This is a genomic window from Desulfoplanes formicivorans (genome assembly GCF_001748225.1).
GTDB classification, from domain to species: Bacteria; Desulfobacterota; Desulfovibrionia; order Desulfovibrionales; family Desulfomicrobiaceae; genus Desulfoplanes; species Desulfoplanes formicivorans.
This window is the reverse complement of the sequence record NZ_BDFE01000016.1, coordinates 191,230-216,262: the sequence shown is the minus strand read 5'-3', so window position 1 is coordinate 216,262 and position 25,033 is coordinate 191,230. Positions and strand designations below refer to the sequence as shown.

At 54.7% G+C, this 25,033-nt stretch carries 29 protein-coding genes; 8 read left to right on the top strand and 21 right to left on the bottom strand.

What is annotated here, in order from left to right:
- Nucleotides 1-41: 41 nt before the first annotated feature.
- The 4 genes from kdsB to DPF_RS08920 form a co-directional block, all read right to left on the bottom strand.
- Nucleotides 42-773, bottom strand: a complete 732-nt coding sequence (gene kdsB, locus DPF_RS08935; RefSeq protein ID WP_069859207.1) for a 3-deoxy-manno-octulosonate cytidylyltransferase — start codon at nt 771-773, stop codon at nt 42-44.
- 166 nt (nt 774-939) lie between these two features.
- A complete protein-coding gene (locus tag DPF_RS08930; RefSeq protein WP_069859205.1) occupies nt 940-2,196 on the bottom strand; it encodes a 3-deoxy-D-manno-octulosonic acid transferase in 1,257 nt (418 codons plus the stop codon).
- Nucleotides 2,193-3,104 carry a D-alanine--D-alanine ligase family protein gene (locus DPF_RS08925; RefSeq protein ID WP_069859203.1) on the bottom strand — a complete coding sequence of 304 codons (912 nt, stop codon included), beginning with the start codon at nt 3,102-3,104 and terminating at the stop codon, nt 2,193-2,195. Before DPF_RS08925 ends, DPF_RS08930 begins: the two co-directional genes overlap by 4 nt.
- Nucleotides 3,067-3,612: an HD domain-containing protein gene (locus DPF_RS08920; RefSeq protein ID WP_083254594.1), complete on the bottom strand. Its 546-nt coding sequence runs from the start codon at nt 3,610-3,612 to the stop codon at nt 3,067-3,069. The genes DPF_RS08925 and DPF_RS08920 overlap by 38 nt, the downstream gene beginning before the upstream one ends.
- Nucleotides 3,613-3,890: 278 nt before the next feature.
- On the opposite strand from DPF_RS08920, the gene DPF_RS08915 reads away from it, so the two are divergent.
- The 3 genes from DPF_RS08915 (at nt 3,891) to hypE (ending at nt 6,337) form a co-directional block, all read left to right on the top strand.
- The gene (locus tag DPF_RS08915; protein ID WP_069859201.1) at nt 3,891-4,118 is read left to right on the top strand and encodes a HypC/HybG/HupF family hydrogenase formation chaperone; all 228 of its coding nucleotides are present in this window, start codon (nt 3,891-3,893) and stop codon (nt 4,116-4,118) included.
- Entirely contained in the window at nt 4,105-5,193 is a 1,089-nt protein-coding gene (gene hypD, locus DPF_RS08910) for a hydrogenase formation protein HypD (RefSeq protein WP_069859199.1), read from the top strand. Before DPF_RS08915 ends, hypD begins: the two co-directional genes overlap by 14 nt.
- Nucleotides 5,194-5,332: 139 nt before the next feature.
- A complete protein-coding gene (gene hypE / locus DPF_RS08905) occupies nt 5,333-6,337 on the top strand; it encodes a hydrogenase expression/formation protein HypE (protein WP_069859197.1) in 1,005 nt (334 codons plus the stop codon).
- A gap of 42 nt (nt 6,338-6,379) precedes the next feature.
- Here the strand turns inward: hypE and ispH are convergent, their stop codons facing one another.
- The 15 genes from ispH to DPF_RS08830 all read right to left on the bottom strand — a co-directional run bounded on the left by ispH (nt 6,380) and on the right by DPF_RS08830 (nt 19,253).
- Nucleotides 6,380-7,237 (bottom strand): 4-hydroxy-3-methylbut-2-enyl diphosphate reductase, encoded by an 858-nt coding sequence (ispH, locus tag DPF_RS08900; protein ID WP_069859329.1) that lies wholly within the window; start codon nt 7,235-7,237, stop codon nt 6,380-6,382.
- Between the two features lie 133 nt (nt 7,238-7,370).
- Nucleotides 7,371-8,324 (bottom strand): tRNA dihydrouridine synthase, encoded by a 954-nt coding sequence (locus DPF_RS08895; protein WP_069859195.1) that lies wholly within the window; start codon nt 8,322-8,324, stop codon nt 7,371-7,373.
- Between the two features lie 23 nt (nt 8,325-8,347).
- Nucleotides 8,348-8,656, bottom strand: a complete 309-nt coding sequence (locus DPF_RS08890) for a hypothetical protein (protein WP_069859193.1) — start codon at nt 8,654-8,656, stop codon at nt 8,348-8,350.
- Between the two features lie 2 nt (nt 8,657-8,658).
- Complete coding sequence (locus tag DPF_RS08885; RefSeq protein ID WP_069859191.1) at nt 8,659-9,075, bottom strand: hypothetical protein; 417 nt, start codon at nt 9,073-9,075, stop codon at nt 8,659-8,661.
- 95 nt (nt 9,076-9,170) lie between these two features.
- Entirely contained in the window at nt 9,171-9,485 is a 315-nt protein-coding gene (locus DPF_RS08880; protein WP_069859190.1) for a hypothetical protein, read from the bottom strand.
- A 1-nt stretch (nt 9,486) separates the two neighbouring features.
- Nucleotides 9,487-10,212 carry a flagellar basal body-associated FliL family protein gene (locus DPF_RS08875; protein WP_083254593.1) on the bottom strand — a complete coding sequence of 242 codons (726 nt, stop codon included), beginning with the start codon at nt 10,210-10,212 and terminating at the stop codon, nt 9,487-9,489.
- Between the two features lie 81 nt (nt 10,213-10,293).
- Nucleotides 10,294-10,674 carry a chemotaxis response regulator CheY gene (locus DPF_RS08870; protein ID WP_069859188.1) on the bottom strand — a complete coding sequence of 127 codons (381 nt, stop codon included), beginning with the start codon at nt 10,672-10,674 and terminating at the stop codon, nt 10,294-10,296.
- A 50-nt stretch (nt 10,675-10,724) separates the two neighbouring features.
- Nucleotides 10,725-11,477, bottom strand: a complete 753-nt coding sequence (locus DPF_RS08865; protein WP_069859186.1) for a FliA/WhiG family RNA polymerase sigma factor — start codon at nt 11,475-11,477, stop codon at nt 10,725-10,727.
- Nucleotides 11,470-12,285, bottom strand: coding sequence for a MinD/ParA family protein (locus DPF_RS08860; RefSeq protein ID WP_069859183.1), 816 nt, complete (start codon nt 12,283-12,285; stop codon nt 11,470-11,472). Before DPF_RS08860 ends, DPF_RS08865 begins: the two co-directional genes overlap by 8 nt.
- A gap of 99 nt (nt 12,286-12,384) precedes the next feature.
- The gene (locus tag DPF_RS08855) at nt 12,385-13,446 is read right to left on the bottom strand and encodes a flagellar biosynthesis protein FlhF (protein ID WP_069859181.1); all 1,062 of its coding nucleotides are present in this window, start codon (nt 13,444-13,446) and stop codon (nt 12,385-12,387) included.
- Nucleotides 13,436-15,538 carry a flagellar biosynthesis protein FlhA gene (gene flhA, locus DPF_RS08850; protein WP_069859179.1) on the bottom strand — a complete coding sequence of 701 codons (2,103 nt, stop codon included), beginning with the start codon at nt 15,536-15,538 and terminating at the stop codon, nt 13,436-13,438. Before flhA ends, DPF_RS08855 begins: the two co-directional genes overlap by 11 nt.
- 41 nt (nt 15,539-15,579) lie before the next feature.
- On the bottom strand, nt 15,580-16,641 hold the full coding sequence (flhB, locus tag DPF_RS08845; protein ID WP_069859177.1) for a flagellar biosynthesis protein FlhB: 1,062 nt from the start codon (nt 16,639-16,641) through the stop codon (nt 15,580-15,582).
- A 44-nt stretch (nt 16,642-16,685) separates the two neighbouring features.
- A complete protein-coding gene (fliR, locus tag DPF_RS08840; protein ID WP_069859175.1) occupies nt 16,686-17,459 on the bottom strand; it encodes a flagellar biosynthetic protein FliR in 774 nt (257 codons plus the stop codon).
- Between the two features lie 49 nt (nt 17,460-17,508).
- Entirely contained in the window at nt 17,509-18,333 is an 825-nt protein-coding gene (locus tag DPF_RS08835) for a M23 family metallopeptidase (RefSeq protein WP_231702162.1), read from the bottom strand.
- A 170-nt stretch (nt 18,334-18,503) separates the two neighbouring features.
- Nucleotides 18,504-19,253, bottom strand: a complete 750-nt coding sequence (locus tag DPF_RS08830; RefSeq protein WP_069859172.1) for a tRNA lysidine(34) synthetase — start codon at nt 19,251-19,253, stop codon at nt 18,504-18,506.
- A 240-nt stretch (nt 19,254-19,493) separates the two neighbouring features.
- Between DPF_RS08830 and DPF_RS08825 the strand changes: the two genes are divergently transcribed.
- The 5 genes from DPF_RS08825 to coaE all read left to right on the top strand — a co-directional run bounded on the left by DPF_RS08825 (nt 19,494) and on the right by coaE (nt 23,688).
- Nucleotides 19,494-19,808 carry a 4Fe-4S binding protein gene (locus DPF_RS08825; RefSeq protein ID WP_069859170.1) on the top strand — a complete coding sequence of 105 codons (315 nt, stop codon included), beginning with the start codon at nt 19,494-19,496 and terminating at the stop codon, nt 19,806-19,808.
- Nucleotides 19,809-20,025: 217 nt separating this feature from the next.
- Nucleotides 20,026-20,226 (top strand): DNA-directed RNA polymerase subunit omega, encoded by a 201-nt coding sequence (gene rpoZ, locus DPF_RS08820; RefSeq protein ID WP_069859167.1) that lies wholly within the window; start codon nt 20,026-20,028, stop codon nt 20,224-20,226.
- A gap of 14 nt (nt 20,227-20,240) precedes the next feature.
- Nucleotides 20,241-21,353 (top strand): molecular chaperone DnaJ, encoded by a 1,113-nt coding sequence (gene dnaJ / locus DPF_RS08815; RefSeq protein ID WP_069859165.1) that lies wholly within the window; start codon nt 20,241-20,243, stop codon nt 21,351-21,353.
- Between the two features lies 1 nt (nt 21,354).
- On the top strand, nt 21,355-21,837 hold the full coding sequence (moaC, locus tag DPF_RS08810; protein WP_069859164.1) for a cyclic pyranopterin monophosphate synthase MoaC: 483 nt from the start codon (nt 21,355-21,357) through the stop codon (nt 21,835-21,837).
- Between the two features lie 222 nt (nt 21,838-22,059).
- A complete protein-coding gene (gene coaE, locus DPF_RS08805; RefSeq protein WP_069859162.1) occupies nt 22,060-23,688 on the top strand; it encodes a dephospho-CoA kinase in 1,629 nt (542 codons plus the stop codon).
- A gap of 189 nt (nt 23,689-23,877) precedes the next feature.
- On the opposite strand, the gene DPF_RS08800 is transcribed toward coaE, so the two are convergent.
- On the bottom strand, nt 23,878-24,474 hold the full coding sequence (locus DPF_RS08800; protein WP_069859160.1) for a hypothetical protein: 597 nt from the start codon (nt 24,472-24,474) through the stop codon (nt 23,878-23,880).
- 122 nt (nt 24,475-24,596) lie between these two features.
- Nucleotides 24,597-24,986, bottom strand: a complete 390-nt coding sequence (locus DPF_RS08795; RefSeq protein ID WP_069859158.1) for a hypothetical protein — start codon at nt 24,984-24,986, stop codon at nt 24,597-24,599.
- Nucleotides 24,987-25,033 lie beyond the last annotated feature (47 nt).

Below are 25,033 nucleotides of genomic sequence, written 5' to 3'. Positions count from 1 at the left end.
GCCATTGTTGTATGGGTGAACGAAAGGTTGTGTGTAACGTGTCAGGACGAGGCAAGCAGTGCGCGTACCTTTTCCAGGTCTTCACGCGTATCCACTCCAATGGAGGGATACTCGGTAAGAGCCACATGGATGGGAATGCCAGCTTCGAGAAGTCGCAGCTGTTCCAGCTTTTCCATGCGCTCAAGGGGGCTTTCGCCCAAAGTCTGAAATTTTTCAAGCACGGGAAACCTGAATCCGTACAAACCGATGTGTCCCAGGAATGAGGAGGAACCGTCTCGGGCAAAGGGAACAGGGGCCCTGGAAAAATACAGACCCCGGCCATCTTGCGAGCGGACCACCTTGACCAGGTTGGGATCCCGGGCCTGCTCGGGGGTAATGGCCTTGGCCAGGGTGGTCACCTGGACATGGGGATCAGCAAACAGTGCCGTGAGTTGGTCGAGCATGGCCGGTTCGAGAACAGGCTCATCGCCCTGGATGTTGACGATGATGGCCTCGGGTCCCACGTCCATCTTGGTGGCCGCTTCCAGAACCCTGTCGGTGCCGCTGGTGTGATCATCTCTGGTTATGATTACCGGGATATCAAGCTCTGTTGCCTTGTCGGCAATGACCGTGCTGTCGGTGGCCAGGACCACGCGGGTCAGCGATGTGGAGCGCACGGCACGTTGATATACATGCCAGAACATGGGTTTGCCCAGGATTTCGGCCATGGGCTTGCCCGGGAAACGGGAAGAGCCGTACCTGGCAGGGATGATTCCGTATATGGGTTGGGACATGGGATTTTGTGTTGAGGTTGTTGGGTTTACAAAGTGGGAGTGTGTGCGGTGTTACCTTGGTGGAGACAAAAGGGCGTGCTGAAGAGCTTGTTCAAAGGATTCCGGCCAATGTCGGCAGGATCCTGCTTCAGATGACCATCTCCTGTCCCGGGGGCGTCACGCTGGGTCAAAGGTTCAGCAGGCTGGCGATCCGTGCTCCAACCAGGGCGGTGCCCCCCCTGCGGGAGGCAAGATAGGCCTCGGCTGCGGCCCGGACTTTTTCCCGGGACATGGAGGCTGCCGCACCCAGTTCGTTGGCCAGTTGCTGGTGGTCTGAGACCACGGTAACCAGCCCTTGGTCAATGAGTTCCTGGCCGACCCAGTGGAAGTTCTTCCAGAATGGGCCAATGACCGGGCAAACGCCCTGGGCCAGGGGTTCGAGAAAATTCTGGCCACCCAGTGGGGCCAGACTGCCGCCTACAAAGGCCGTCTTGGCCAGGGCGTAAATGTGCTGCAGTTCGCCGAATCGATCCCAGAGGACAACCGTTCCCGGTTTGACGGGTCCGACAAGTTTCGACCGCAGCACCCAGGAAATGGACGTAGATTTGAGAAATGTTTTCCAGGCAGAAATCCGGTGCTGATGCCGGGGAACCAGGGCGATGATGGTTGCCGGGTGATGGCTGACAAGTTGGGTGATGGCGGCGCTGATAACCGGTTCCTCTTCCTCCCTGATGGACCCCAGGGCCACGAGCTTGGCCGATGGTCTGAAAAAACGGGACAAGGGATTGGCCACATACGGGATGGTCGGGTTTTCACCAATGCGGTCGAATTTGATATTGGGCATGGTCGTCACCCGGGCATCTTTGAAAAGCAGGGAAAACCGGGCACCATCGGCCGAAGATATGGCCATGATATCGGTGGGACCAAGGGATTCAAGAATCGGGCTCAAAGGCATATAGCCAGCAAAACTTGTGGGACTCATGCGGGCGTTGGCAACGAGCACCGGGCATTTGTGCCGCTTGCAGTACCCGAGAATGCCCGGCCAGAGTTCGGTTTCCAGAAGGACCACTGCCCCGGGCGTTGTGCGACGCATGAAACGGCTGATGATCCAGGGGTGATCAAGCGGGCAGATGCTGATGGCCGGGCGGGTTGCCTCCGGACATTTGCGCGCATGCTCCGTGAGGATGTCGTACCCCTGGGAGGTGTTGGTGGTGATGAGTACGGAAAGCTCGGGATGCTCCCTGGCAAGATGGTCGGCAAGGGATATGGCCAGAAAGGCTTCGCCAACAGAGGCGGCCTGCATCCAGATGTCATGATGCTTGCGCCCTATGCTCCATCCCAGTCGAGCAAACCAATGTTCCCTGAGCCGTTTATTCAGGAAAACAAGAGGAAGGGCCAGGGTCCAAAGCAGGGTGTACAGCCCCAAGAACAGAGATGTTTTCATGTGCTTTTCCTCATGCCCAGGGTGATCAGTCGTCCAATGAGATCCTTGAAGGACATGCCCGCGGCAAGGGCTTCCTTGGGCAACAGCGAGGCACTGGTCATTCCCGGCAGGGTATTGGTTTCAAGGGCAAAAGCGCATTGTCTGTCATCAACAATAAAGTCCGTTCGGCTGTAATCCTTGATCCCGAGTATCCTGTGGGCCGTCAGGGCCATGTGCTGGATTTCGGCGAGCAGGCTGTCCTCTAAGGGTGCCGGACAGATCTCTTCGGCTCCCTGGTCTTCGTATTTGCTCGTATAATCGAAAAAGGTCCCCTTCTTGGGGATGATGAGTACGGGAGGCAGGGGGGTGTCGTCCAGAACCGCACAGGTGATTTCCTGGCCCCTGATCTGTTCTTCCACAAGAAGATCCTGGCCGGCAAGGGCCTCGTGCCCCAGGGCTGCTTCAAAGTCCTGGGGGGATCGGGCAAAAAAGATACCGACACTGGATCCTGCGGTGCAGGGCTTGATGACCCGGGGAAAAGGCAGGGAAATCGTTGATGGTTTTTTTCGATCCACAGCCGGGATAAAGGCCCAGTTGGGGGTGTTCACCCCATGGCGCTGGTAGATCATTTTGGTGGCCACCTTGTTCAGGGCCAGTTGGGAAGCCGCAGGTCCTGCTCCCTGGTAGGGGATGGGGACGGTGTCGAGAAGAGACTGGACAAGGCCGTCTTCGCCCGGGGATCCATGCAGGTTGATAAAGGCAAAATCGCATGATTCAGCCGCAGAAATCAGATTGCCAAGGTCGTGAGCAGGATCAAGAAAAACGACGTCATGGCCAAGGTCGTGCAGGGCCTTGGTGATTTCCCGGGCCCCGAGCAGGGCGATTTCCCGTTCACTGGACCAGCCGCCGGCTATCAAAAGAATGCGCATGAAGCGGAACTCCCGTGAGTTGTTCAAGTTGTTGTTCAATGGTTATGATTTGATCGTGGGCCCTGAGGATCATCTTCCTGCGAGAGGTAGAGGTTCCATAGCGGAGCATGAGATCTTCCATGCGGTCTTCAAGGGAAACGATCTCGTTGTGTCTGACCCGTTTGTCGCCATAAGCGACCACCAGAGGGATGAAATGATTTCTGACATCAATCCTGCCGGGCCAGAAAACGTGATGGAACACGGCATGACCAATGGCCGGATTGCCGGTCAGGGCCACAACCCATGCCGCACCGACCTGGGCGTGATTGCCGCCGTGACGGATGCAGTAGGTTTTGGCCAGATCGTGAAGAAGTGCGGCGGCCGTGACCGTTTCCAGAAGATTGCAGGATGCAGGCAGGTTCGGCGCCTTTTCAAGGGTCATGCGGGTAATGGTTGTGGCCACATGGGTAACCGCCAGGCTGTGATCACGGATGTTGTCCAGCATGGCGTAGGTGTCCCACCAGGTCATGCACTGCGAGGGCGTCGGAATCCTCCAGGAGGGGTTGATACGTAACGGAGGCACCTTGGGAAGATCGCAGGATAATGAACCGGATGGGGTCGTGAAGGAAGCAGGGGATGCTTGCGTCATGAGCGTGGGCAGGGCGAGTGGAAAGTGGTCGGATTGTCCGGGCGTCATGGTCGTGCCCGATTGCGTGGGAAAAAAGCATGTCAGCGCCCCTTGGTTGACACGCAATATGCGGAAGCTTATCAACACCTGTCATAAAAAGCAAAGGAGGAAAACAGCCTATGTGCCTGGCAGTTCCCATGGAAATCAAGAGTATCAGCAACAATGTCGCCCAGGTGGAAGTCGGCGGTGTCGCCAATGAGGTTCGTCTCGAGCTCATCGACGAGGAGCCAAAGGTCGGGGATTTTGTCATTGTTCATGCGGGGTTCGCCCTGCGCCGTCTCGACAGGGAGGAGGGCCTTGAAACCATCAAGCTGTTTGAAGAGGGGTTGAACCTTGAACTCACTTGAACAAAAACTCAAAGATCCCAAGCTGTGCCGGTCCATTGTTGGCAGGATCAACGAGGAACTTGATGGGGAACTCAGGTTCATGGAGGTCTGCGGAACCCATACGGTATCCATTTTTCAAAGCGGTGTCCGTTCCCTGCTCCCTGACGGGATCATTCATCTGTCCGGTCCGGGCTGTCCGGTTTGCGTGACCCATGAGCGGGAGGTGGCCGCGTTTCTGGACCTGGCCGAACGCAAGGATGTTATTGTGGCCACCTTTGGCGATCTCATGCGCGTTCCAGGTCCCAACAAGCGCAATCTCAAGGCGGCCCAGGCCGAAGGGGCCAGGATCAAAGTGGTGTATTCCCCCTTTGACGCCGTCAATCTGGCCAAAGAGCATCCAGGGGACAAGGTGGTTTTCCTGGGTGTGGGATTTGAGACCACGGCCCCGACCATTGCCGCGACCATCAAGATCGCCCAGGAAGCGGGCGTGAACAATTTTCTGGTTCTCTCCTTTCACAAACTTGTTCCTCCGGTGATGAAGGTTCTGGTTGAAGATCCGGAGCTTGCGGTCAATGCGTTCATGCTGCCAGGCCATGTCTGCATGGTTTCGGGGCTGGAACCCTATAGATTTTTGGCGGACAAGCACGGTATCCCGGCTGTTGTGACCGGGTTTGAACCCGTGGATATTTTGCGATCTATTCTGACCTTTATACGCATGCGCAACAAGGGCGAGGCCGCTGTGACCAACGGGTATGTCCGGGCGGTTGCTGATGGCGGAAATCCCAAGGCCCAGGCAATCATGAACGAGGTCTTTGAGCCCTGTGATGCCCTGTTTCGGGGCATGGGTTCCATCCCTGCTGCCGGACTCGGCATCCGGGAAGCCTACGGGGATTTTGACGCCATACGCGCCCTTGGTCTGACCCTGCCGGATGTTCCGCCCCTGGCCGGATGCAAGTGCGGTGATGTGCTCAGGGGAAAGATCCGTCCCGATGAGTGCCCGCTTTTCAAGAAGGTCTGCACGCCTGCCAATCCGGTGGGACCATGCATGGTCTCCACGGAAGGCTCCTGTGCAGCCTATTACAAGTATCAGATTTGATTCTTCCACCCAATTACCGCAACCGGTGGGACACACGATCCCTTCCAGACAACCCAGGACTTGTGTCCGCGTATGCCCTTGGTGCTCCAACATGGTTGGTTCGCCTGTACAACCGGTTTGTTAAGGAAGTGCACAACCCATGAGTCAGAAACTTCTTTTGGATTACGGCAGTGGCGGCAAGGCCTCCCAGCGTCTCATCTCCGGGATGTTCCTCAAGTATCTTGGCAATGACCGACTCAATCGACTGGACGACGCCGCGTTTCTCGAACTTTCCGGACCGATATCCATGAGTACGGACACCTTTACGGTCGACCCTCTGTTCTTTCCCGGAGGGGATATCGGATCTCTGGCCGTGCATGGCACGGTCAACGACGTGGCCATGCTCGGGGCACGGCCACGCTTCATTACCTGCGGCCTGATTCTTGAGGAAGGTCTGGACATGGATGTGCTCGAGAGGATTATCGCTTCCGTGGGGCGGGCGGCTCGAAACGCCGGAGTGGAGGTGGTCACCGGGGACACCAAGGTGGTTCCCAGGGGAGCTGCCGACAAGATTTTCATCAACACGACAGGCGTGGGAGAGATTTTTGTCACGCCCGGCCCGAGCGGCCACAGCGCAAAGCCGGGTGATGCCATCTTGATCAGCGGAACCATGGGAGATCATGGACTGACCATCCTGTCCAAGCGGGAAGGGCTTTCCTTTGACGCCCCGGTGGAAAGCGATTCCGCAGCCCTCAATCATCTCATTGTACGTCTTCTCCAGGAAATTCCCGAAATCCATGTGCTCCGGGATCCCACCCGGGGTGGTCTGGCAACGACCCTGAGCGAAATCGCCCTGCAGTCCAATGTGGAATGTTTTATTCGGGAAAAGGATATTCCCGTTCGCGAGGCCGTGGCCGGGGGCTGTTCCTTTTTGGGGCTTGATCCTTTGTACCTGGCCAACGAGGGCAAGTTCATCTGTATTCTTCCCGAAAAATTTGCTGACAAGGCCCTGGAGATCATGCGCAGCGATGTCCTTGCCACCAATGCGCAACAGATCGGTGAAGTCAGAAAGGATCATCCCGGCAAGGTGGTTCTGGAGACCCCCATTGGAGGGCACAGGCTTCTGGATATGCTCGAAGGGGCGCAGTTGCCCCGGATTTGTTAAGGGATCCTACATGGGCATCAGGGGAACAAGTTGGGGAAAAGATCAAGCCTGCAATTGTCGCACATACATGACAATGTCATTGATGACATGCTGTGGGGTGGAAGCCCCGGCAGTCAAGCCGATGGTTCTGCAGGAGACAAGGTCTTTCACAGGGATTTCCTCCCTGCATTCCACATGGCAGCAGGGAGTATGGGTTGCAGCGGCCACTTGGGCCAACCGCCTGGTGTTGCCGCTGTTTTTGCCTCCCACAACAATCATGAAATCAACCTGTCTGGCTATGGCAATGGCTTCCTGCTGTCTTTCCTTGGTGGCTGTGCAGATGGTGTCCATGACCGGAATGTCTCCCAGAATGTTGGTCAGTCGGGCCTGGATCGTCTTGAATTCTTCCCGGTCCTGGGTGGTCTGGGCCGCCAGAAAGCAGGGCTGGGCAATGTGCGGAAGGATGGTTTCCAGTTCCTGAAGACTTTCAAAAACCGTGAATCCGTTCTGGGCATAACTGACCAGCCCCTTGACTTCGGGATGCTCTTTTTCACCAAAGAGGAGAAGATGGCGACCTTGCTCGGAGTTTTTGCCGATGAGGATCTGGGCTTTTTTGACCTTGGGACAAGTGGCATCCACCAGAGTGGCCCCTGTGGCCTGGATGGCGTGCTGCATGTCAAGGGGAATCCCGTGGGCACGGATGACCACCACTGTCCGGGCATTGAGTTCATCAAGGGATTGGCACTCGAAGACCCCCTTGGCTTGATAGTATTTGAGCACCTGGGGATTGTGGATGATGGGTCCCTGGGTGACAATGTGCTGGTGAGCCTTTTTGCCGGCCAGGGCCTGGTCGAGTTTTTTGAGCGCCAGGGCGACGCCCATGCAAAAACCAGCTGTCTGGGCGAGATGGATTGTTTTCATGGGGTATGGCTTGAGGTTTGAAATGGTGCGGTCTGGAAGGGAAACGGTGCGCAGATAAACCTGTGTCGTTTTCTGAAAACACATTGTTACTTTTGCGGGTTCCCTTGTCCCTTTCTGAGGTCTCCTTGATCGTTCACACCAGACGTTGAATGCCCTGGGCAAAATCCTCCCAGGTGCGACAGCCTGTCAGGTAGCTTCGGGCCGCGCGTGATCCCGGAAAATCCCGGACAAAGCGGGGGGCCAGGGTCCGCATGCGCAACAGGGCTCTGGCCTCGCTTCCGTGGGCGGCGCTTAGTGCCATGAATCGTTCCATGGTCGTTACCAGCTCGGCAGCGGTCTTGGGCGGCAGGGGCTTTCCCTGCATGAGGGCATGGAACCGTCTGAAAATGGCCGGATCGTTCAATGCACCCCGGGCAAACATGATGGCGGCCACGCCCGTTTGTTCGAGGCAGCGAACACCATCCTCGGCGTGGAGAAGATCGCCGCTGGCGATGACGGGAACAGATACCTGTTTGACGAGTTCGGCAAGGCAGGTCCAGTCGGCCTGTCCGGCAAATCCCTGTCTGGCCGAACGGGGGTGCAGGGTGATCCAGGCGGCCCCGGCCTTTTCCAGTTGGGGCGCAAGATCCAGATAAACGGGTTCATCAGTGCGCCAACCCAGGCGGATTTTTACGCCCACCCGGTTTGTACCCGCCTTATCCGCCATGATTTTCACCAGGTGGACAAGCAGGGCAGGGGTTTTGAGCAAGGCGGCACCGCTTCCCGTCTTGACCACCTTTTTGACCGGACATCCGCTGTTGAGATCAAAATAACGAAATCCCTGCTCAAGAAGAATATCCATGGCCCTGGCAATGTACTCGGGTTCGGCCCCGAACAACTGGACCACTAGGGGCGTATCCTCCGGGCAGGTGGCCAGGAGATCACGAGTGCCCTTGCTGCCAAATACCAGACCCTTGGCACTGATCATCTCGGTACAGGCCACGGATGCCCCCAACTCCCTGCACAAGAGTCTGAAGGAAAGATCGGTAAAACCGGCCAGGGGCGCCAGCCAGGGATGATGGGGGCTTATGGGGAAAAGTGATGACATAATGAGTAGCGGCAGATGTGCGATCAGACAATGAGGTGAAGTCCCTGGGGGCGTTTTCGGTCCTGGTCGCGGGCTTCCCGCAGGATGATGTCGGGGTGCAGGGCCGTGACCACAAGACCTATCTGCGACCCCGGGGAGTATTTTCGGGTCAGTTGGGCAAGGACGCGGAGCTCATCAATTTGTACCCAGGCCATGGAATCGGTCTGGTAGTCCACAAGGGTTCCGAGCACAAGATCGCCCACCCTGTATGTCGATCTGAACGTTCGTTGCCGGTCGGATTCCTTGCGGTCCCTGCCCGAGGAAAAGGAATGGTGCCGATCGCCAATGCGCATGGCTAGCCTTCCTGTTCGATGATGACTTCAATCTCGTCCATGCTCAACCCGGTGGACCGGGCTAGCGCCTCAATGGATTGGCCGCGCCGGTAGCCGGTAAGGACCGTCTGTTTCAAAAAGGCAGGTGAATGGGTAAAGGCGTCGGCCTGTTCCAGAAGTCCCTGCAGGGTGTTGGCTCGTTGCTCCAGACGGGCATCAAGACGGCTCAACTGCTTTTGGCGTTCTTCAAAGCTGGTGACCAGTTCCTGTTCGAGCTTGGCATTGAAATCAAGGCGGGCCAGGAAATCTTCCTGCTTATTCTGCAATTGGAGGATAAGTGATTGGGATCTGCGCAGTTTGAGAAAAATGACAACAATGATCGCAATGAGAACGATTTCAAACAGTCCCGATAGAATGATGAGCCATTGAAAGGATGACATGCCGTCTATGCCTGTACATGATGGTTGAAGAGGGTTGTGTCCGGAAAAGGAAAAAAGGGGAACGGGCAGTGGAGGAAATGGCTGACGCCGGCTTTCTACACGGTCAGGTTGATGATCCTGCCACTTCCGGTTGCAGGCAGGTCCTGTTCCTGATCCTTGTCCTTCTTATCCCTGTCTTGGGAGCCGGAAAAGGACTGTTCGTCTTTTCTGTCCTTGTCCTTTTTAACGCTCAATCCCCCCTGGCTTTTCTCCGTTTTGGGCACCGAGGTTTGCTCGCGCTTGCTTTTTTCCACTGCCTCCTGGGCCACGAGCACTTGCTGGTGTTCGGGATGTGACTGCGCTGCGTGCTGCATCTTTTGCACGTGCGGTGTCTGGTTGAGCATGACCGGCAAATTGATGGAGGCTCCCATGTCACTGCACCCTGTATTCCTGAATCAGAATCTCCTCGAGTTGGCCGTTGCCGAGATATTGATTGATGATCTCCAGAAGATCGGATTTCAACTTGTCACCATTGTTCTTGTTGGCAAGAAAGACAAGATCTTTGTTCTTGAAATAATAGTATACGGCATCGCGGATGATGATTCGTTTGCGGTTCACCTCGTATTGCAGCAGGTCTCCCTTGACGGGAAACGAGAACCGGCAGGTGAGGAATCGGTTCGTTCCGTTGACGTTGAATTCGACCCAGAAAGGATCAAATGCCATCACATGTTCGGTGAGTTCAGGCGGTTCTTTCCGGGGGGGAGAAGTCGTTTTCTTGTTTTGGATGGGGGCTGGAGGAGGGGCCTCGGGCTCTGGTCGGAGCAACATCCACAGGGAAATGATTATTGCGATACAGACAAATGCTATTCCCGCAAAGATGATGATTTTTTTATAATTCCATTGTTTCGGCTGCCTTTGGCCCGGTTCCTCATGTTTGTCCTGCAGGAGAGGGTCTTGCGGTTGGGACGAAGCCTCTTCCTCGTCGTCCTCCACATCAAGAAACACGGCATCATCCAGATCGAGCTCGACCTTTTGCAGGGACCTGCCCGAGGGCGCGCCGATTTTACCCGTATCAAGGGTTACCTTGGGCTGCTGGTCCGTCTCAGAAGGAGACTCGTTCACATTTTGTGATACAATGTCTTCTTGATCGTCTGCCATGATGCCTCAATCCGTTTACTTCGCAATGGAAGCAAATGGTTTTCTTTGGGGATACAAGATGCACGACGTGGTCTGACAAAATCAGGCAAAAATCTTGTCGATTTTTTGACCCAGTGTCTCTGCCGTGAAAGGCTTGACAATGTAGTTGGATACCTTGGCCTGGACCGCTTCGATAATGTTTTCCTGCTGGGCCTCGGCCGTGACCATGAGAAAGGGAAGATCGGCGAATTCTTCGCTGGCTCTGACTTTCTTGAGCAATTCGATGCCACTCATGATGGGCATGTTCCAATCGCTGATGATAAAGTCAATTTTGTCCTTGTTCAGGATATCCCAGCCCGTGGAACCATCGTCAGCTTCGACAATGTTGTTGTAGCCCAGCTGACGCAGGATGTTTTTTATAATCCGACGCATGGTGGAAAAATCGTCAACAACGAGAATGCGCATATTGGTATGAGTGGCCATGCATGACTCCCTTACGGTTTGTAAAAAAGGTTGAAGATGGACGGGGCCATCTAGGCGATACTGCCATATGCTGTGGAAAATTTTTCCCTCAGTTTTTTGATGGCTTGGGAATGAAGTTGCGAGACCCTTCCCTCGGTGACTTCAAGAACCTGGGCGATTTCACGCATGTTCAGTTCTTCAGTGTAGTACAGGGAGAGGACAAGGGCTTCTTTGTGAGGCAATTGTTCAATGAGTCTGCCCAATTTGTCAATGATCTCGTGTTGGGCGGCCTGGTTGAACGGTTGGGTAAAGGGATCACTCGAAAGGTGGAACCGGGTTGTATCTTCAATAGCGTCGATATCCAGACAGAATTGATTCTCCAGGGCCTCCATGCACCGGGCAACTTCGCGAAGGGGATAGCCCGTTATGGACGCAAGTTGTTCATGGGAGGGCATGGCACCGTGTTTGGCTTCCCAGATTTGCATGGCGGATTCAAGTTTTTTTATTTTCTGACGCATCCCTCTGGAGAGCCAATCCATTTTTCTGAGCTCATCGAGCATGGCCCCTTTGATGCGTTTATCCGCATAGGTTTCGAAACGGTTTTCCGAGGCAGGATCGTATTTGTAGAGTGCCTCCATGAGGCCGAGGGAACCCGCACTTAGGAGTTCTTCGAAATCAATGTGGTTGGGAAGTTTTGCCTTGAGCCGCAGGGCATGAGCCTTAACCATGACACTGCAGGCACGAACCATTTCCTGCTGGGTTGCAGGATCAAGTTCGGCAAAGGCCGTGCCTTGTTTCTCAAGGATAAGCCAGGGTTTATTCATTGAAAAGAAGCTTTTTCCAGAAGAATTTGATGTTGCCGTCAAGTCGTCGAGGTGTTTTCCACGTGGTGATTTTTTGGGCCACCTGGGCTACATGGATAGCTGCCGGAGATGTGGGTGCGTAATGGGAAAAAGGGACCTGTTCGGTCACTGCCTTGCGGACTCCCGGGTCTAGGGGAATGAATCCGGCAAGGTCCAGGGAGACCCCGCTGAGAAAATGATCGCAGGCCTCATAGAGTTTTGCGAACACCCCCTTTGCTTCCTTAATATCCTTGACCATGTTCACAATGACGCGGAAATGCTCCAGACCATGACCCAGCTTCAGAACCTTGATCAATGCGTATGCATCGGTGAGGGACGTTGGCTCGGGAGTAAGGATGACCACGCGCTCCTGCACCGCCAGGTTGAAGTACAAGACATTGTCGTTGATGCCTGCCCCTGTGTCCACGATGAGAAAGTCAGTGGTGTCTTCGAGAAAATCCATGGATTCCAGAAGTTCGAGCTTCTGTCCCGTTGACAGGGACATCATGGAGCTGACTCCGGAGGCTGCCGGAAGGATGGAAAATCCGTACTTGGTTTTGTACAGAATTTTTTCAAGGGGAATCTGCTCGTGAAAAAGATGGAACAGGTTATAGGCGGGGGCGAGTCCCAAAAGAACATCCACATTGGCCAATCCCAGATCGGCATCCAGAAGGATGACCCGTTTGCCGAGCTTGTGGAGGTGATAGGCGAGATTGACCGAAATGTTTGTTTTGCCGACGCCACCCTTGCCGGATGTCACTGAAAATACCAATGGGAGGTTGCCGTTCATGTCAGGATTCCTTGTGCGTGGTATTGGCGAGCGCTGCATGGGAGTATGAGGGCTCCAGGGGTTGATGGAATAAGTGTTGGGTTAATGGGTTGATTGGTATCATCGGGCCGCTGGAAGTTGGTGTTTAAAAAGCAATCGCCATACATCCTTGTGAGATGCTTCGGCAATGGTGTTTCTGATGCCAGGACCAAAGGAAAAGAGCGAGATGGGCAATCCCGTGGCATAACTCTGACTCACGAGGTCACCGAATGTACATGCTTCGTCGAGCTTCGTCCAGATGATGCTGGTTGTGTTGGGCATGCGGAAGCGGTTGACGAACGCGGTTTGTTGGGACGATGCGTACAGAGGGCTGAGGACGAGATGATACCTGATGGCACTGCTGATGCCCGGGCATTCGGCCTCCATCCATGCGGCCATGGATTGCCCTTTGTTCAGGCCCGGAAGGTCGATGAGCACGGTATCGTACTGGGCTTTATGTTCGATAATCTCTCTCCAGTCGGCATCCGTTGTGAGATCTCGGTAGAAAAAACCTGATATATCTGCATAATGTTTGAGAAAAAGTCGCCCTTTGCTATGGTAGTGATCCCCATTGGCAATACAGATTCGTGCCGAAGGGTTATGCTTTTTCACGCCTAGTGCCATTCTAAGGAGAGTACTGGTCTTGCCGCATCCGTAGGGTCCGGTCAGGGCGTGCACTGTGTTTTGGGGGGCTTTTGTCTTCCATGCGGTAATGGGAAGGAGGTCGCCGAGAACACGCAAGGCCGAACGATCGGCGTTTTCGACCAGTCGTTTCCAGATGGTAAACAAACACGGAGAAGAAACCCCTTCCTTGTCCAGATATCGGATGACCTGGCGGTGTTTGGAGGGGAGCAGCTCCAGGTCCATTTTCGGACGCAGAACGCTCAGACATTGCTCGCGAAGCTCCATCCATTCCCTTTGCATGGTCTGCCAGTCAAAGGGTGGCTGATCGACGGTAGGCAAAGGATTCCCATTGGTTTGGGCGCCGGGATCGCTTTCAAGGGCGGCCATGATTTCACAGATTTTGCAGCCGTTCACGGTTTTGGTTTGCGAACTCAGGATAACGGCGTCAGGACCGAGATCCTGTTTGATTTCGGCCATGACCTCGCTGGTTGTTGTGCCCTGATAGGTTTTAACGTGCATTGTTCAGACTCACGGTTGCAAGGGATTCCAGCCGGATTTCGGCGGGAATCTCAGCCTGGGAAATGACAGGAAGGGTCGGAATGAATCTGGTAACAAGTTGTGCAAGGTGTGGCCGTGTCTGCGGACTTGTGAGCAAAACAGGCTGACCATCGGCGGCCACGGCGTTTTCAGCAGCCTGGTTGATGGCCTTGATGATTTTCTGGGCCATGCCCGGATCCATGGCCAGAAACGTACCCTGATCGGTTTGACGGAGACTGGACTGGAATTCCTGTTCAATATCCGCACCCAGATTGATGATGGAAAGAGTCCCGCTTTGCGGGCCGATATAGGGTTTGACAATGGTTCGGGCTAGGCGTTGGCGAACAAATTCCGTGAGCTGATCGGGATCCTTGATGCTTTGACCGAAATCAGCCAGGGCTTCGACAATGGTCAGCATATCCCTGATGGAGATATTTTCGCGTACCAGGTTCTGCAAGACCTTTTGCACGGCCCCCAGGGTCAGGGTTCCAGGAACAAGTTCTTCCACGGCCTTGGGTGATCGTTGGGCCACATTGTCAAGCAGGTTTTGGACTTCCTGACGTCCCAGGAATTCGTGGAGATTGCGTCGGAAGATCTCTGTTAAATGCGTGGCTATGACCGTAGAGGGATCCACCACCGTATAACCGGCAACCATGGCTTCCTCTTTCCGACTTTCCGGCACCCAGACGGCAGGCAGGTTGAAGGCGGGTTCCAGGGTTTCAATGCCCTTGATCTTGTGCTTGGCATCGCCCGGATCCATGGCCAGAAGATGATCGATGAGAATCTCGGCCTGTCCCACTCTGTTGCCCTTGATGAGCAGGGCATATTCCCCGGGTTTCAATTCCAGGTTGTCACGCAGGTGCAGGGACGGGATTATGACCCCCATGTCCAGGGCAAACTGGCGACGAATGGACCTGATGCGTGCAAGCAGGTTGCCGTTTTGCTCTTCGTCCACAAGGGGGATGAGGCCGTATCCCACTTCCAGTTCCATGATGTCCAGAGGCAGCAGTGACCTGACCTCTTCGGGGCTGTCGAGACTCGGTTTTGCCTTGGCCTTGGCTTTGGCCTCGGCTTCCTCGGCCGCCTTGGAATCCGGTCCTATCCGGGCCAGCACGAACAGAGCGCTGGCAATCACCAGAAAGGCCACGGTGGGCATGCCCGGAACCAGGGCGAACAGGAGCAATACGCCTGCAACCAGGCGCAGAGCACGTGGCTGGTAAGTCAGCTGAGCAATGAATTCTTCGCCCATCTTGGCGCTGGCAGCGGCCCGGCTGACAATGATGCCTGCAGATGTGGAAATGATGATGGACGGGATGGTGGAGACAAGACCGTCACCAATGGTCAGGAGGGTGTAGGTTTGTGCCGCATCCATCCAGGACATGTCCTGTTGGAGAACACCGATGAACAGCCCGCCGATAATGTTGATGGCCGTGATGAGCATGCCGGCCATGACATCCCCTTCGACAAACTTACCCGCACCGTCCATGGCTCCGTAGAAGTCAGCTTCCCGTCGGATGTCGTTGCGTTGGTTCTTGGCTTCTTCCTCGGTAATCAGGCCGGAATTGAGATCAGCCTCAATGGACATCTGCTTGCCCGGCATGGCGTCCAGGGTGAATCTGGCCGCCACTTCGGCGATTCTGGTGGTGCCTTTGGTGATGACCATTTTGTTCAAGGCGAAGAGAATGAGGAAGATGACCACACCCACCACGTAATTGCCACCGACCACAAATTGCCCAAAGGCCTGGATGACCTTGCCGGCCGAGGCCGTTCCTTCGCTGCCGTGGAGCAAGATGACCCGGGTTGTGGCGATGTTGAGACCCAGGCGAAGCAGGGTGGTCACCAGCAGCAGGGAGGGAAAAATGGAGAATTCCAAAGGTGACTTGAGAAACATGGAGGTGACCAGAATGACCAGGGCAAACGAGATGTTGAAGGCCAGCAGGACGTCAAGGACCATCGTCGGCATGGGGATGAGCATGACGAAGAGGATGACCACCACGCCGCCGGCCAGCAGAAGGTCACCCTGCTTGGCAAATTTGGCGTAATCAATCTTGAAGGAAGGGTTTGCTGTTGCCATATATTTGACGTTGTGTGTGCTGGAGGTTCGAACCTGTCGGATCAGTTGCGGTTCCTGGCGCTATAGACCTGGGCGAGGATAGCCGCTACCGCCTGGAACATTTCTTCCGGGATCATGTCCCCGACCTCGACGGTTTTATACAAGGCACGTGCCAGGGGCTTGTTCTCCCTGATGGGGATCCCGTGTTCACGGGCAATGTCCTTGATGCGTTGGGCTACCCGGTCGGCTCCTTTGGCCAGGATCAGGGGGGCTGGTGCTTCCGATGGCTTGTATCTGATGGCCAGTGCCAAGTGGGTCGGGTTGGTGATAATCACGTCTGCCTCGGGCACTTTTTGCATCATCCGCTGCCGGGACACCGCGAGCATTTTTTGCTTCTGTTGATTTTTGATCTTGGGATCGCCTTCGGCCTGCTTGTGTTCGTCCTTGATCTCGTCTTTGGTCATCTTGAGGTTCTGTTCGTAATCCCATCGGGTGTAGATGAGGTCGCCGATGCCGATGATGGTCATAGGAACTAGGGCATAAAGGGCCATTTTGGCTCCCACCGAAAGCATGTGAACGGCAATGGCTTCGGGGGGCTGGTAGAAGAGGGGCGCGAGCTTGAAGAATTCACTCTTGAGTATCAGGTAAGGGGCCACGGCTACGGCCGCAGCCATGAGAATACTTTTGAGCAGGCGGGCAATGGTCTGGACATCAAAGAACATCCGCTTGATGCCCTGAAGCAGGTTGAATTTGAATTTGGGCTTGAGGATTTTGGAGGACCACAGCTGGCCCACCTGGAGGCGCATGACCAGAAAGGAGATCAGAGCCAGAAAGAGCAGGGTGGGCAGGAGCATCATGGCCAGGGCTTTGCTCACCTGAATGAACATATTATAGACATTGCCTTGGGTGAACGATGTCTGCATGCCCGGACCCAGGAACCAGCGCATGAGCGAACTGATCTGCTGATAGTAAAATCCGATGGTCACATAAAGAGCGAGCACGCCGCCTATGAGAAGCACGGACTTGGAAAGTTCCTGGCTCTTGGGAACATTTCCCTCCTCCCGTGCTTTTTTTCTTCGTTTGGGAGTGGCTTTTTCTGTTTTGCTCGGGTCTTTCTGGGGCATGATGTCTGGGATTTAGGGAATGCCCTGCGCCGCAAAGAAAATGGTCAGGGCGCGAGAAGGCGGTGATAGGCCGGGCCGATGGTGGCGACAAAATCGTTCAACAGCATGGACACGATGGTAAAGAGGACGCCCAGGAACAGGAAGCCGACAGCAATCTTGATGGGGAACCCCACAATGAGCACGTTCATCTGGGGCGCAGCTCGGGAAATAAGGGCCAGGGCCAGGTCCACCAGAAAAATGGCGATCATCACCGGGCTTGCGATTTTGATGGCAAGGACAAAAATTTGACCTGAAAAAGAGAGGATGCCTTTGTACATTTGAGGGGTGATGACCATGCCCCCTGGGGGGATGAACTTGAAACTCAGGGCCAAAGCCTTCAGAAGATACAGGTGACCGTTGATGGACAGGAAGGTCATAAGGGCAATCATGTACAAAAAGTGCGCGGTGACCGATTCAGAAACACCACTGTCCGGATCAACCACATTGACCATGGAAAAGCCCATCTGAAAGCCGATGAGCATACCGCCGGTCTGAATGGCAGCAAACAGAAATCTGATGACAAGGCCAATGGTCAGGCCAAGCAGGATCTCGGAACCGATCATCAGCGCAATGGAAAAAGGATGCGCCGGAAAAGTGATGCCGGAAAAGGACAATGTCGGCCACAAGGCAAAGCTGAGAAGAAGACACAAGGCTCCCTTGACCAACGTGGGTACGCCATCGCCCCCGAAAAACGGCAATAGAAAAACAAGGAGACTGATGCGGAAAAGCGTGAGCAGAAAGCTCAGAATCGCTAGGGGGTCAAAATGAAAAAGGTCCATGGATTTATATTAGCAATTCATGGACCATAAAGATGTATGGCGGGCGGGATCAGTCAAGAATATAGCGGAGCGGATTGACGGGGACGCCGTTGACACGGACTTCATAGTGAAGATGAGGACCCGTACTGCGACCGGTATTACCCACATAAGCAATGAGTTGGCCACGTTTGACCCGGTCCCCTTTTTTGACAGCGTATTTACTCAAGTGGGCATAGCGGGTGACAATGCCGTTGGCATGGTCAATCAGGATATTTTTGCCATAGCCATGCGTCCGGTGGACCATGACAACCTTGCCTTCGGCGCTTGCGTAGATGGGCGTTCCCTTGGGAGCCGAAATGTCCAGTCCTTTGTGGAATTCCCGCTGACCCGTGAACGGGGATTTACGGTATCCGAATTTGGAGGTCAGCCATCCCTTGGTGGGCCAGATGGAAGGTGTCCGGGCCAGAATGTCTTCCTTTTTCTGGATGATGGAAATGATTTCCTGTTGGCGTAGTTCTTCGAGCTTGGCATTGGTTGACAATTGATCAATGAAGGAATGCATCCTTCTTGCCAAACGTTCTGTCTGGTACAGGGGAAAGAATTCGTTGTCCAAATCCTTGCTGCGGGGACCGCCAAGACCGGTCATGCTATTTTCAAAGGAGGGATGATCAAGATCGACCATGACCCGAATGCGTGTGTTGAATTCCTGGAGACGGTTGATATCTTCAGCCATCTTTTTGAATTTACTGCTGAAGCTGGCAAGTTGGATTTTTTGTTCTCGATTTTCTTTGGTTACCGCAGCCAACTGGCGCTGACAATGACGAGCTTTTGACCAATGGCGATAGAGATAGAAATTGCTCCCCAGCAGCCCCGTGATGAAGACAATCAGAAACATGAGGAACCATTTGCTGCAGGAAATTTGGCGGCATGATCCTTTTGTTCCATGAAAAATGACTATTTTATACTTGTCCATGAGCATGATGTCGCCTTGGGGTTTTTTTATGGCACGCGGAAAAAAGGGAAAGCGGAATCATCAACCTCCCATCGTGCATTGGATAGTGGTGGCTAAGAAAACTTTGCTGTTTCGTCAAGTTGCCATCGGCGCAATCCATTGAAAATATTTTTTTTGAGGGTTGGATCTTTGCGTGTAAGTTCCTTGAGCCACTCCCCGGTCCGGCTCCGCTGGGTCGTGCCTGCCGAGGGACATGATGTGGTCGTGATCGGGAATTTCCATTGTCTGGCTGCAGTGGCGATGGTTTTTTCATCCAAAAGGAGCATGGGGCGAATCAGAACGAGACGACCGTCAAAATATTGTTCCCTGGGGGAGAGACCCGCGACCTTGCCTGTCTTGAACAGGTTCATGAAAAAGGTCTGGACCAGGTCGTCGCTTGTGTGCCCGAGGGCCAGGTGGGTCAACCGGTAGCGTCTGCACAGGTCAAAAAGATGTTTGCGCCGAAACCAGGAACAGAAAAAGCAGGGGGATTTTTTTCTGTTTTCCGGCGAGTGGGCCCGGGGACCGTAGTCGGTGAGCTCGATGTGGGCGGGAATGTTGTGCTTTGCCAGCCATTGGTGCAGGGGGGCATGGTCCCTGGGGTCGAATCCGGGGTTGAGATGCAGGGCCATGATTTCGAACGGATAGGGAAGGATTTTCTGGCGCATGCGAAGGGCCTGAAGCATAACCCAGCTGTCCTTGCCGCCTGAAACGGCCACGCCCACGCGGGCGCCTTGGTGCAGCATGCCGGTTTGCTGGATGATCTTTCCGCTTTTGCCGATACAGCTTCGTTGGGCAAAGGTGAGGTTTCTGCGTTTGAGCATGACGTGTCTCGTTGTAGGGGCCATTGACTTTTGCCCATGTCTCGTTATGTCTTTACGGTATTGCGTGTTGTCTGTTACAGGCCGGGTCGTTCAATCACCATTTCAATGAAATCGGCAGGTTGAGGATGTTGGGCATGGAACGGACAGGGTAATATCGGGCTGTTTGGGCGACAACTCCGGAGCCGGTTGGTGCCACAGAGGGTTCGTGGAAAAAATATTTTAGAGGCTTGGAGAAATGACATGGAATTTGTTGTCAATGATGATGTGTTTTCTGATGTATCCCAGGATCAGGTCATCCACATAGACCGTGATCGATGCGATGGGTGTTCCATGTGTGTTGATACCTGTCCTACAAATGCGCTTGAAATTGTGCCCAACAGGAACCGACCGGGCAAGAAGGTTGTTTTTGTTCATCCCCGCCTGTGCAAGGGATGCGGGGTCTGCCAGGCAACATGCCCCAAGGAGGCCCTTTTTCTGCCGGGACTCAGCCCTGACAATATTCGCGACTACATATCCAAGGCCGTTGCCTCGGCCACGATTCCTGCAGGGAACTAGCGGTTTCCGGAGGACGTTCTTCAGGGTCGATCACAAGACGTCTGGAGCTGGTTCCGGACCTGTTTGCGGTTGACAAGTGGAGCGTTGTCCCCTATTTTTTTTCGTTTTCCACGTCAATATCTAAATCAGCATATCCAATATGCAGTGCGGCTTTTGTGGTGATCACCCGTGTGCGGGCCACCAGAAACGTCCTGCTGCTCGTTGCAAGGGAGGTTGCATGGCGAGAATTACTGTTGAAGATTGCCTTGCCAAGGTGAACAACCGATTCATGGTTTGCCAGTTGGCTATCGAGCGGGTCAAGCAGTACCGGGAAGGTTACCGACCAATGATCGAATGTGACAACAAGGAAATTGTCACGGCCTTGCGGGAGATCGCAGCCGGGAAGGTTCGTCCTGCCAAGACTACTGATCCGGAATAAGGGCGAGGAAGCATATGTCCAAAAGGGATTATTACGAGGTCCTTGGTGTACCCAAAGACGCATCCGCAGATGCGATCAAAAAAGCCTATCGCAAACTGGCCTTGAAGTATCATCCTGATCGCAATCCGGATGATCCCGAAGCCGAGGCCATGTTCAAGGAGGCCGCCGAGGCCTATGAAGTCCTCCGGGATGAGGGCAAGCGTCAACGGTATGACCAGTTTGGCCATGCCGGCATGAACGGAAACGGTTTTGAGGGCTTCCAATCCACGGAAGACGTTTTCAGCGCTTTTGGCGATATTTTCGGCGATATTTTCGGGTTTGGAGCTTCCGGCAGGGGACCACGGCCCCAGGCAGGGGCGGATCTTCGGTACAACCTGACCATTTCCTTTCGGGATGCGGCCAAGGGCATGGAGGCCAAACTCAAGATCCCCAAAAAGGAAGTTTGTGACCAATGTGCGGGAAGCGGTGCCGAACCGGGCACCTCACCTGAAACCTGTCGGCATTGTAATGGCCAGGGCCAGGTGTACCAGAGCCAGGGCTTTTTCCGCATTGCCGTGGCCTGTCCTGTCTGCCATGGTCGTGGCGAGGTCATTGCCCATCCCTGTTCCAAGTGCCGCGGGCGGGGACAGGTCAATGTCAACAAGGAATTGAGCGTACGCATCCCTGCAGGAGTGGACAACGGCAGTCGCTTGCGTCTGCGCGGAGAAGGTGAACCCGGTTCCAACGGAGGACCACATGGTGATTTGTATGTGGTCATCTATGTGGAAGAGGACAAGGTTTTCAAGCGTCAGGGCCAGGATCTGATCACCTCTGCAGAAATCACCTTTGTTCAGGCCACCCTGGGGGTTCGCATTGAAGTACCCACTCTGGATGATCCCGTTCCCATGGATATTCCCAAGGGAACGCAAAGCGGCACGGTGCTGCGGCTTCCATCCATGGGCATTCCCTATTTGAACACAGGGCAAAAGGGCGATCTTCTGGTGGAAATCAAGGTTCTCACCCCGAAACGCATTTCCAAACGCCAGGAAGAACTGCTTCGGGAATTCGAGAAACTCGATCAGGAAAAACCCATGGAAAAGGTCAAGGATTTTTTCCGTAAGACATCAAAGAAGGTTATGGGCGACTGACATGGATCAGGGGCTGACGCATATTGATGAAGACGGCAATGTGACCATGGTGGATGTGGGCCACAAGCCAAACACCCTGCGCAAGGCCGTTTTCGGAACCAGTGTGGTGGTCAATGCCAGGACCATGGAACTGCTGATGAACAAGGCCCTTCCCAAGGGCGATGTCCTGACAACCGCCAAGATTGCCGGCATCCAGGCAGCCAAGAAGACCTGGGAACTCATCCCCATGTGTCATCCCCTGCTTTTGAGCTTTCTTGACGTCAGGTTCGAGGTGGACACCTCCAGGAACATAATCCACATCCAGGCTGAAGCCAGAACCACGGCAGGAACAGGTGTGGAGATGGAGGCGCTGGTGGCCGCCCAATGCGCTGCCATGACCATCTACGACATGTGCAAGGCGGTACAGCGGGATATTGTCATCACCGATTGCAAACTGCTCCACAAGAGCGGGGGTCGTAGCGGAACCTATGAATACTCCGGATAAAGGTCGGGGCCATGGTGTGTCCATCCTTTCCGAGATACGGCAAGACCGGGTCATGTAAGCATGGCCCGGTCTTTTTGGATGTGCTGACATGACGTATCATGGGGGCATGTTCGAGGGAATCTTCACAAGAGGCCATGCACCCCTTGTGCAAGAGGGAAACATCGGGGTGGCTGGAACCTTGCCCCGCATGCATGGGAATCAATATTTGCGGTTGGAGCCAGGATGAAACGCGTGGATGACAACGAGGTCCAATGGAACAAGATCGTAGACGATGTCCATGCCGGGGACCGGCTGGATGTTTTCTGGTCTGTCGTGCTTGAGGGGGAGGGTATCTCCCGGTCGAAGATCCAGAAATGGATCAGGCGCGGACGCGCTTGGGTGGAGGGCAGGATATGCACAAAACCCAACACCCGGCTGGGAGCCGGTCAGCAGGTGCGTCTGGATGCCGAAAGCCTGCAACAGGGAGCGGCTCCCAGAGGCGGCAACCTTGATATGGTGTACAGGGATGATGATATCCTGGTCATCAACAAGCCAGCAGGACTCACGGTGCATCCCGCCCCCAGCGTGACTGGTCAGACCCTGGTCAATATCCTGCTGTACCATTTTCCCCACATGGCTTCCATGGATCCCGAGCGTCCGGGCATTGTTCACCGACTGGACAAGGATACCTCCGGCCTGATGATGGTTGCCCAAAACGAGACCGCACGACTTGCCCTTATCAAGGCTTTTGCCCGACGGGAGATGGACAAGGAGTACCTGGCCATGGTGCATGGTGTGCCTGCGCCCTCCACGGGGGAGATCGACTATCCCATTGGCCGCCATCCTTCCATCAGGACGCGCATGGCCGTGGTTGACAAGGGCGGGCGTCCTGCCAGGTCCACCTACAAGGTTGTCTGGGCGAGTCCTGATGGCTGTTACAGTCTGGTGGGCGTGCGTATTCATACCGGCCGTACGCACCAGGTACGCGTCCACATGGCCCGTATCGGTCATCCCCTGGTGGGTGACGGGGTGTACGCCCTCGGGCACACGTCACCTTCTGTCAACGCGGCCTTGCTTGACAGGGTGGTTGATCGTCAGATGCTCCATGCCTGGCGGTTGGGCTTTGTCCATCCGACCACGAAAAAGCGTTGTTCTTTTGTCAAGGAGCCGCCCAGGGATATGGTGCGTGCCCTTGTGCTTGCCAGCAGAAGGCCCCAGCATGTGGGACTCACCGGCATGAGCGGATCCGGCAAGAGCACGGTCCTTGCCGCCTTTGCCGGTCTGGGCGTGCCGGTCTGGTCGGCGGACGCATGCGTTGCCCGCCTGTATGCCCCGGGCGGGGACGGATGGGAGGTTATGCGTGCCCGGTTTGGCGAGCGTTTTGTTCCCTGCGCAACAGCACCCGTGGACAAGGGGAAACTTTTCCGGGCCATGTGCAGTGATCCTGGTCTGCGTCGGGAAATCGAAGCTATGATCCATCCCATGGTCCAATGGGATCTTGAGCGGTTTCTGGACGAACATGCTCATGCCCGGATGACCGTGAGCGAGGTGCCCTTGCTCATGGAGTCGGGCTGGCACCACAGGGATCTGTTCGACCATATCCTGGGTATTTTTTGTCCGGATTCCTTGAGGGCTTCACGGCTCAAGGACCGGGGCTGGTCCGATGAGACCATGTCTCTTGTGGATTCCTGGCAGTGGTCCCAAGGGGACAAGCTTGCCAAGTGCGATCTGATCATTGCCAATGACGCAGGCAGAACACGACTCGAATCCAGGGTTGCCCGCGCTGCCTGTCTGCTTCGGTCATGGCGTCGCAAACGGGTCCGCGCATGGTGGCAATGGCTTGACGGGTTTGTGCATACCGGCTGGGAGTGATGTCTTTGCCTTGCAGAAACCTGGCGTTGCCTGCAGCCATGCCCGGCACCGGCTTTACCGTGAAAAGGGCGGGAAGACAGCAGATGCGCCAACAGGACACCCCACCATGTTGTGACGTGGTGGGGTGTCCTGTTGGCGCCGTTACGGGAAGAACCCCCTGGCAGGCATCGCCTTGCCGGGGCAAAGGGATCAGATCAGATGGTAGATGGGTGCTGTTGTGTCGTGCCGGGCAAAAAACCAGGCATCCTCTTCGGTGACAGCCAGTATGTACTCGAAGGTATCAAAGGCTGCTGTGGGGGTTGTTTTGCAGGCAAAGGTGGATACGCCCTGCTGACGTTCCCGGATTTTCAGGAGGATTTCATTGACAACATGGTCCTTTTTGACGCCGGTTTCCTGGTCAAAAGTCCACTTGAAGAGTTTGAGAATATTCTTTTTGGTTGTTTTGGTGTCCTGCAGGCGTTTTTTGTTCTTGTCGATGTAGCGGATGACCTTGTTGAGGCTGTCCCGGGTATCCGGTTCCGTGTTGCCTGTCTTGGCCTGCAGGGCTTCTTCTTCCAGTTCCGGGCCCCATTTGGCCTTGTGATAGGCAATGCCGGGACATTGATTGACCTTCTGCGTCCTGAAAAGCAACGTACGGATCACTGATTCTTCAATGAAAAGGTGTTCGCATTGCGGACATTTTTTGGCGGGTACGTTTTCAAAGTTGAACAATCTGTTCTGGCACTCCATCTTGTACTGGGTGACGATATCTTCGTATTCTGCTTGGTGGCATTTGTGACAAATCATGGAAACCTCTTGGAAGGTGTAGGAAGATCAGGACGTATAACGTTTCTGGAAAGGCCGATGTATCCGGTCTTTGAGAATGTGTACGAAATGGATATTGTCAAGCCTTGGGGTTTGATATGCGGTTACGGACAATGGTGGGCAAAGCAGGTTTGGATTTCATGGTGGTAGAGAGAGGAATTGTATTTCTCCCACAAGGCCTTAATCCTGCGGGGCAGACCGCTTTGTTTGCGAAGGGGCAGGTTGATGCTGGCCGTGCGCACGGCTTCCAGGATAAGCCGTTTGCCCGTGATTCTGGGGTCGCACAATCGGCGGCCGTGCAGAATCTTGTTGTGGCAGGTCTTGCATGTGCTGACAAACCACATGGTCCGGCCTTCCGGGATATACAGCTCGGGCGTATCGAAATTGATATCAACGAGTTCTGTTGAACTCCAGTCAATGACAAATTCGTGCTCATCGCAGGTGCAGGTATGGTATCTTTTGGACAATCGATATTGTTTTCTGATTTTGGCCATGCGATCCACCAGGGCTTATGGGAATTGTTTCGGTGTTTGGGTAAGTT

Excerpts from the sequence above, each read along its gene's own strand:
- fliR (WP_069859175.1), bottom strand. The coding sequence starts at position 17,459 with ATGGACCTTTTTCATTTTGACCCCCTAGCGATTCTGAGCTTTCTGCTC.
- rpoZ (WP_069859167.1), top strand. The coding sequence starts at position 20,026 with ATGGCGAGAATTACTGTTGAAGATTGCCTTGCCAAGGTGAACAACCGA.
- DPF_RS08880 (WP_069859190.1), bottom strand. The coding sequence starts at position 9,485 with ATGGGAGCCTCCATCAATTTGCCGGTCATGCTCAACCAGACACCGCAC.
- DPF_RS08855 (WP_069859181.1), bottom strand. The coding sequence starts at position 13,446 with ATGCACGTTAAAACCTATCAGGGCACAACAACCAGCGAGGTCATGGCC.
- DPF_RS08915 (WP_069859201.1), top strand. The coding sequence starts at position 3,891 with ATGTGCCTGGCAGTTCCCATGGAAATCAAGAGTATCAGCAACAATGTC.
- DPF_RS08835 (WP_231702162.1), bottom strand. The coding sequence starts at position 18,333 with ATGTTTCTGATTGTCTTCATCACGGGGCTGCTGGGGAGCAATTTCTAT.
- hypE (WP_069859197.1), top strand. The coding sequence starts at position 5,333 with ATGAGTCAGAAACTTCTTTTGGATTACGGCAGTGGCGGCAAGGCCTCC.
- flhB (WP_069859177.1), bottom strand. The coding sequence starts at position 16,641 with ATGCCCCAGAAAGACCCGAGCAAAACAGAAAAAGCCACTCCCAAACGA.
- DPF_RS08830 (WP_069859172.1), bottom strand. The coding sequence starts at position 19,253 with ATGCTCAAACGCAGAAACCTCACCTTTGCCCAACGAAGCTGTATCGGC.
- DPF_RS08925 (WP_069859203.1), bottom strand. The coding sequence starts at position 3,104 with ATGCGCATTCTTTTGATAGCCGGCGGCTGGTCCAGTGAACGGGAAATC.
- DPF_RS08870 (WP_069859188.1), bottom strand. The coding sequence starts at position 10,674 with ATGGCCACTCATACCAATATGCGCATTCTCGTTGTTGACGATTTTTCC.
- DPF_RS08825 (WP_069859170.1), top strand. The coding sequence starts at position 19,494 with ATGGAATTTGTTGTCAATGATGATGTGTTTTCTGATGTATCCCAGGAT.
- DPF_RS08795 (WP_069859158.1), bottom strand. The coding sequence starts at position 24,986 with ATGGCCAAAATCAGAAAACAATATCGATTGTCCAAAAGATACCATACC.
- DPF_RS08895 (WP_069859195.1), bottom strand. The coding sequence starts at position 8,324 with ATGTCATCACTTTTCCCCATAAGCCCCCATCATCCCTGGCTGGCGCCC.
- DPF_RS08875 (WP_083254593.1), bottom strand. The coding sequence starts at position 10,212 with ATGGCAGACGATCAAGAAGACATTGTATCACAAAATGTGAACGAGTCT.
- coaE (WP_069859162.1), top strand. The coding sequence starts at position 22,060 with ATGAAACGCGTGGATGACAACGAGGTCCAATGGAACAAGATCGTAGAC.
- DPF_RS08920 (WP_083254594.1), bottom strand. The coding sequence starts at position 3,612 with ATGACCTGGTGGGACACCTACGCCATGCTGGACAACATCCGTGATCAC.
- DPF_RS08865 (WP_069859186.1), bottom strand. The coding sequence starts at position 11,477 with ATGAATAAACCCTGGCTTATCCTTGAGAAACAAGGCACGGCCTTTGCC.
- DPF_RS08860 (WP_069859183.1), bottom strand. The coding sequence starts at position 12,285 with ATGAACGGCAACCTCCCATTGGTATTTTCAGTGACATCCGGCAAGGGT.
- kdsB (WP_069859207.1), bottom strand. The coding sequence starts at position 773 with ATGTCCCAACCCATATACGGAATCATCCCTGCCAGGTACGGCTCTTCC.
- moaC (WP_069859164.1), top strand. The coding sequence starts at position 21,355 with ATGGATCAGGGGCTGACGCATATTGATGAAGACGGCAATGTGACCATG.
- DPF_RS08885 (WP_069859191.1), bottom strand. The coding sequence starts at position 9,075 with ATGTCATCCTTTCAATGGCTCATCATTCTATCGGGACTGTTTGAAATC.
- DPF_RS08800 (WP_069859160.1), bottom strand. The coding sequence starts at position 24,474 with ATGATTTGTCACAAATGCCACCAAGCAGAATACGAAGATATCGTCACC.
- ispH (WP_069859329.1), bottom strand. The coding sequence starts at position 7,237 with ATGAAAACAATCCATCTCGCCCAGACAGCTGGTTTTTGCATGGGCGTC.
- dnaJ (WP_069859165.1), top strand. The coding sequence starts at position 20,241 with ATGTCCAAAAGGGATTATTACGAGGTCCTTGGTGTACCCAAAGACGCA.
- DPF_RS08930 (WP_069859205.1), bottom strand. The coding sequence starts at position 2,196 with ATGAAAACATCTCTGTTCTTGGGGCTGTACACCCTGCTTTGGACCCTG.
- flhA (WP_069859179.1), bottom strand. The coding sequence starts at position 15,538 with ATGGCAACAGCAAACCCTTCCTTCAAGATTGATTACGCCAAATTTGCC.
- DPF_RS08890 (WP_069859193.1), bottom strand. The coding sequence starts at position 8,656 with ATGCGCATTGGCGATCGGCACCATTCCTTTTCCTCGGGCAGGGACCGC.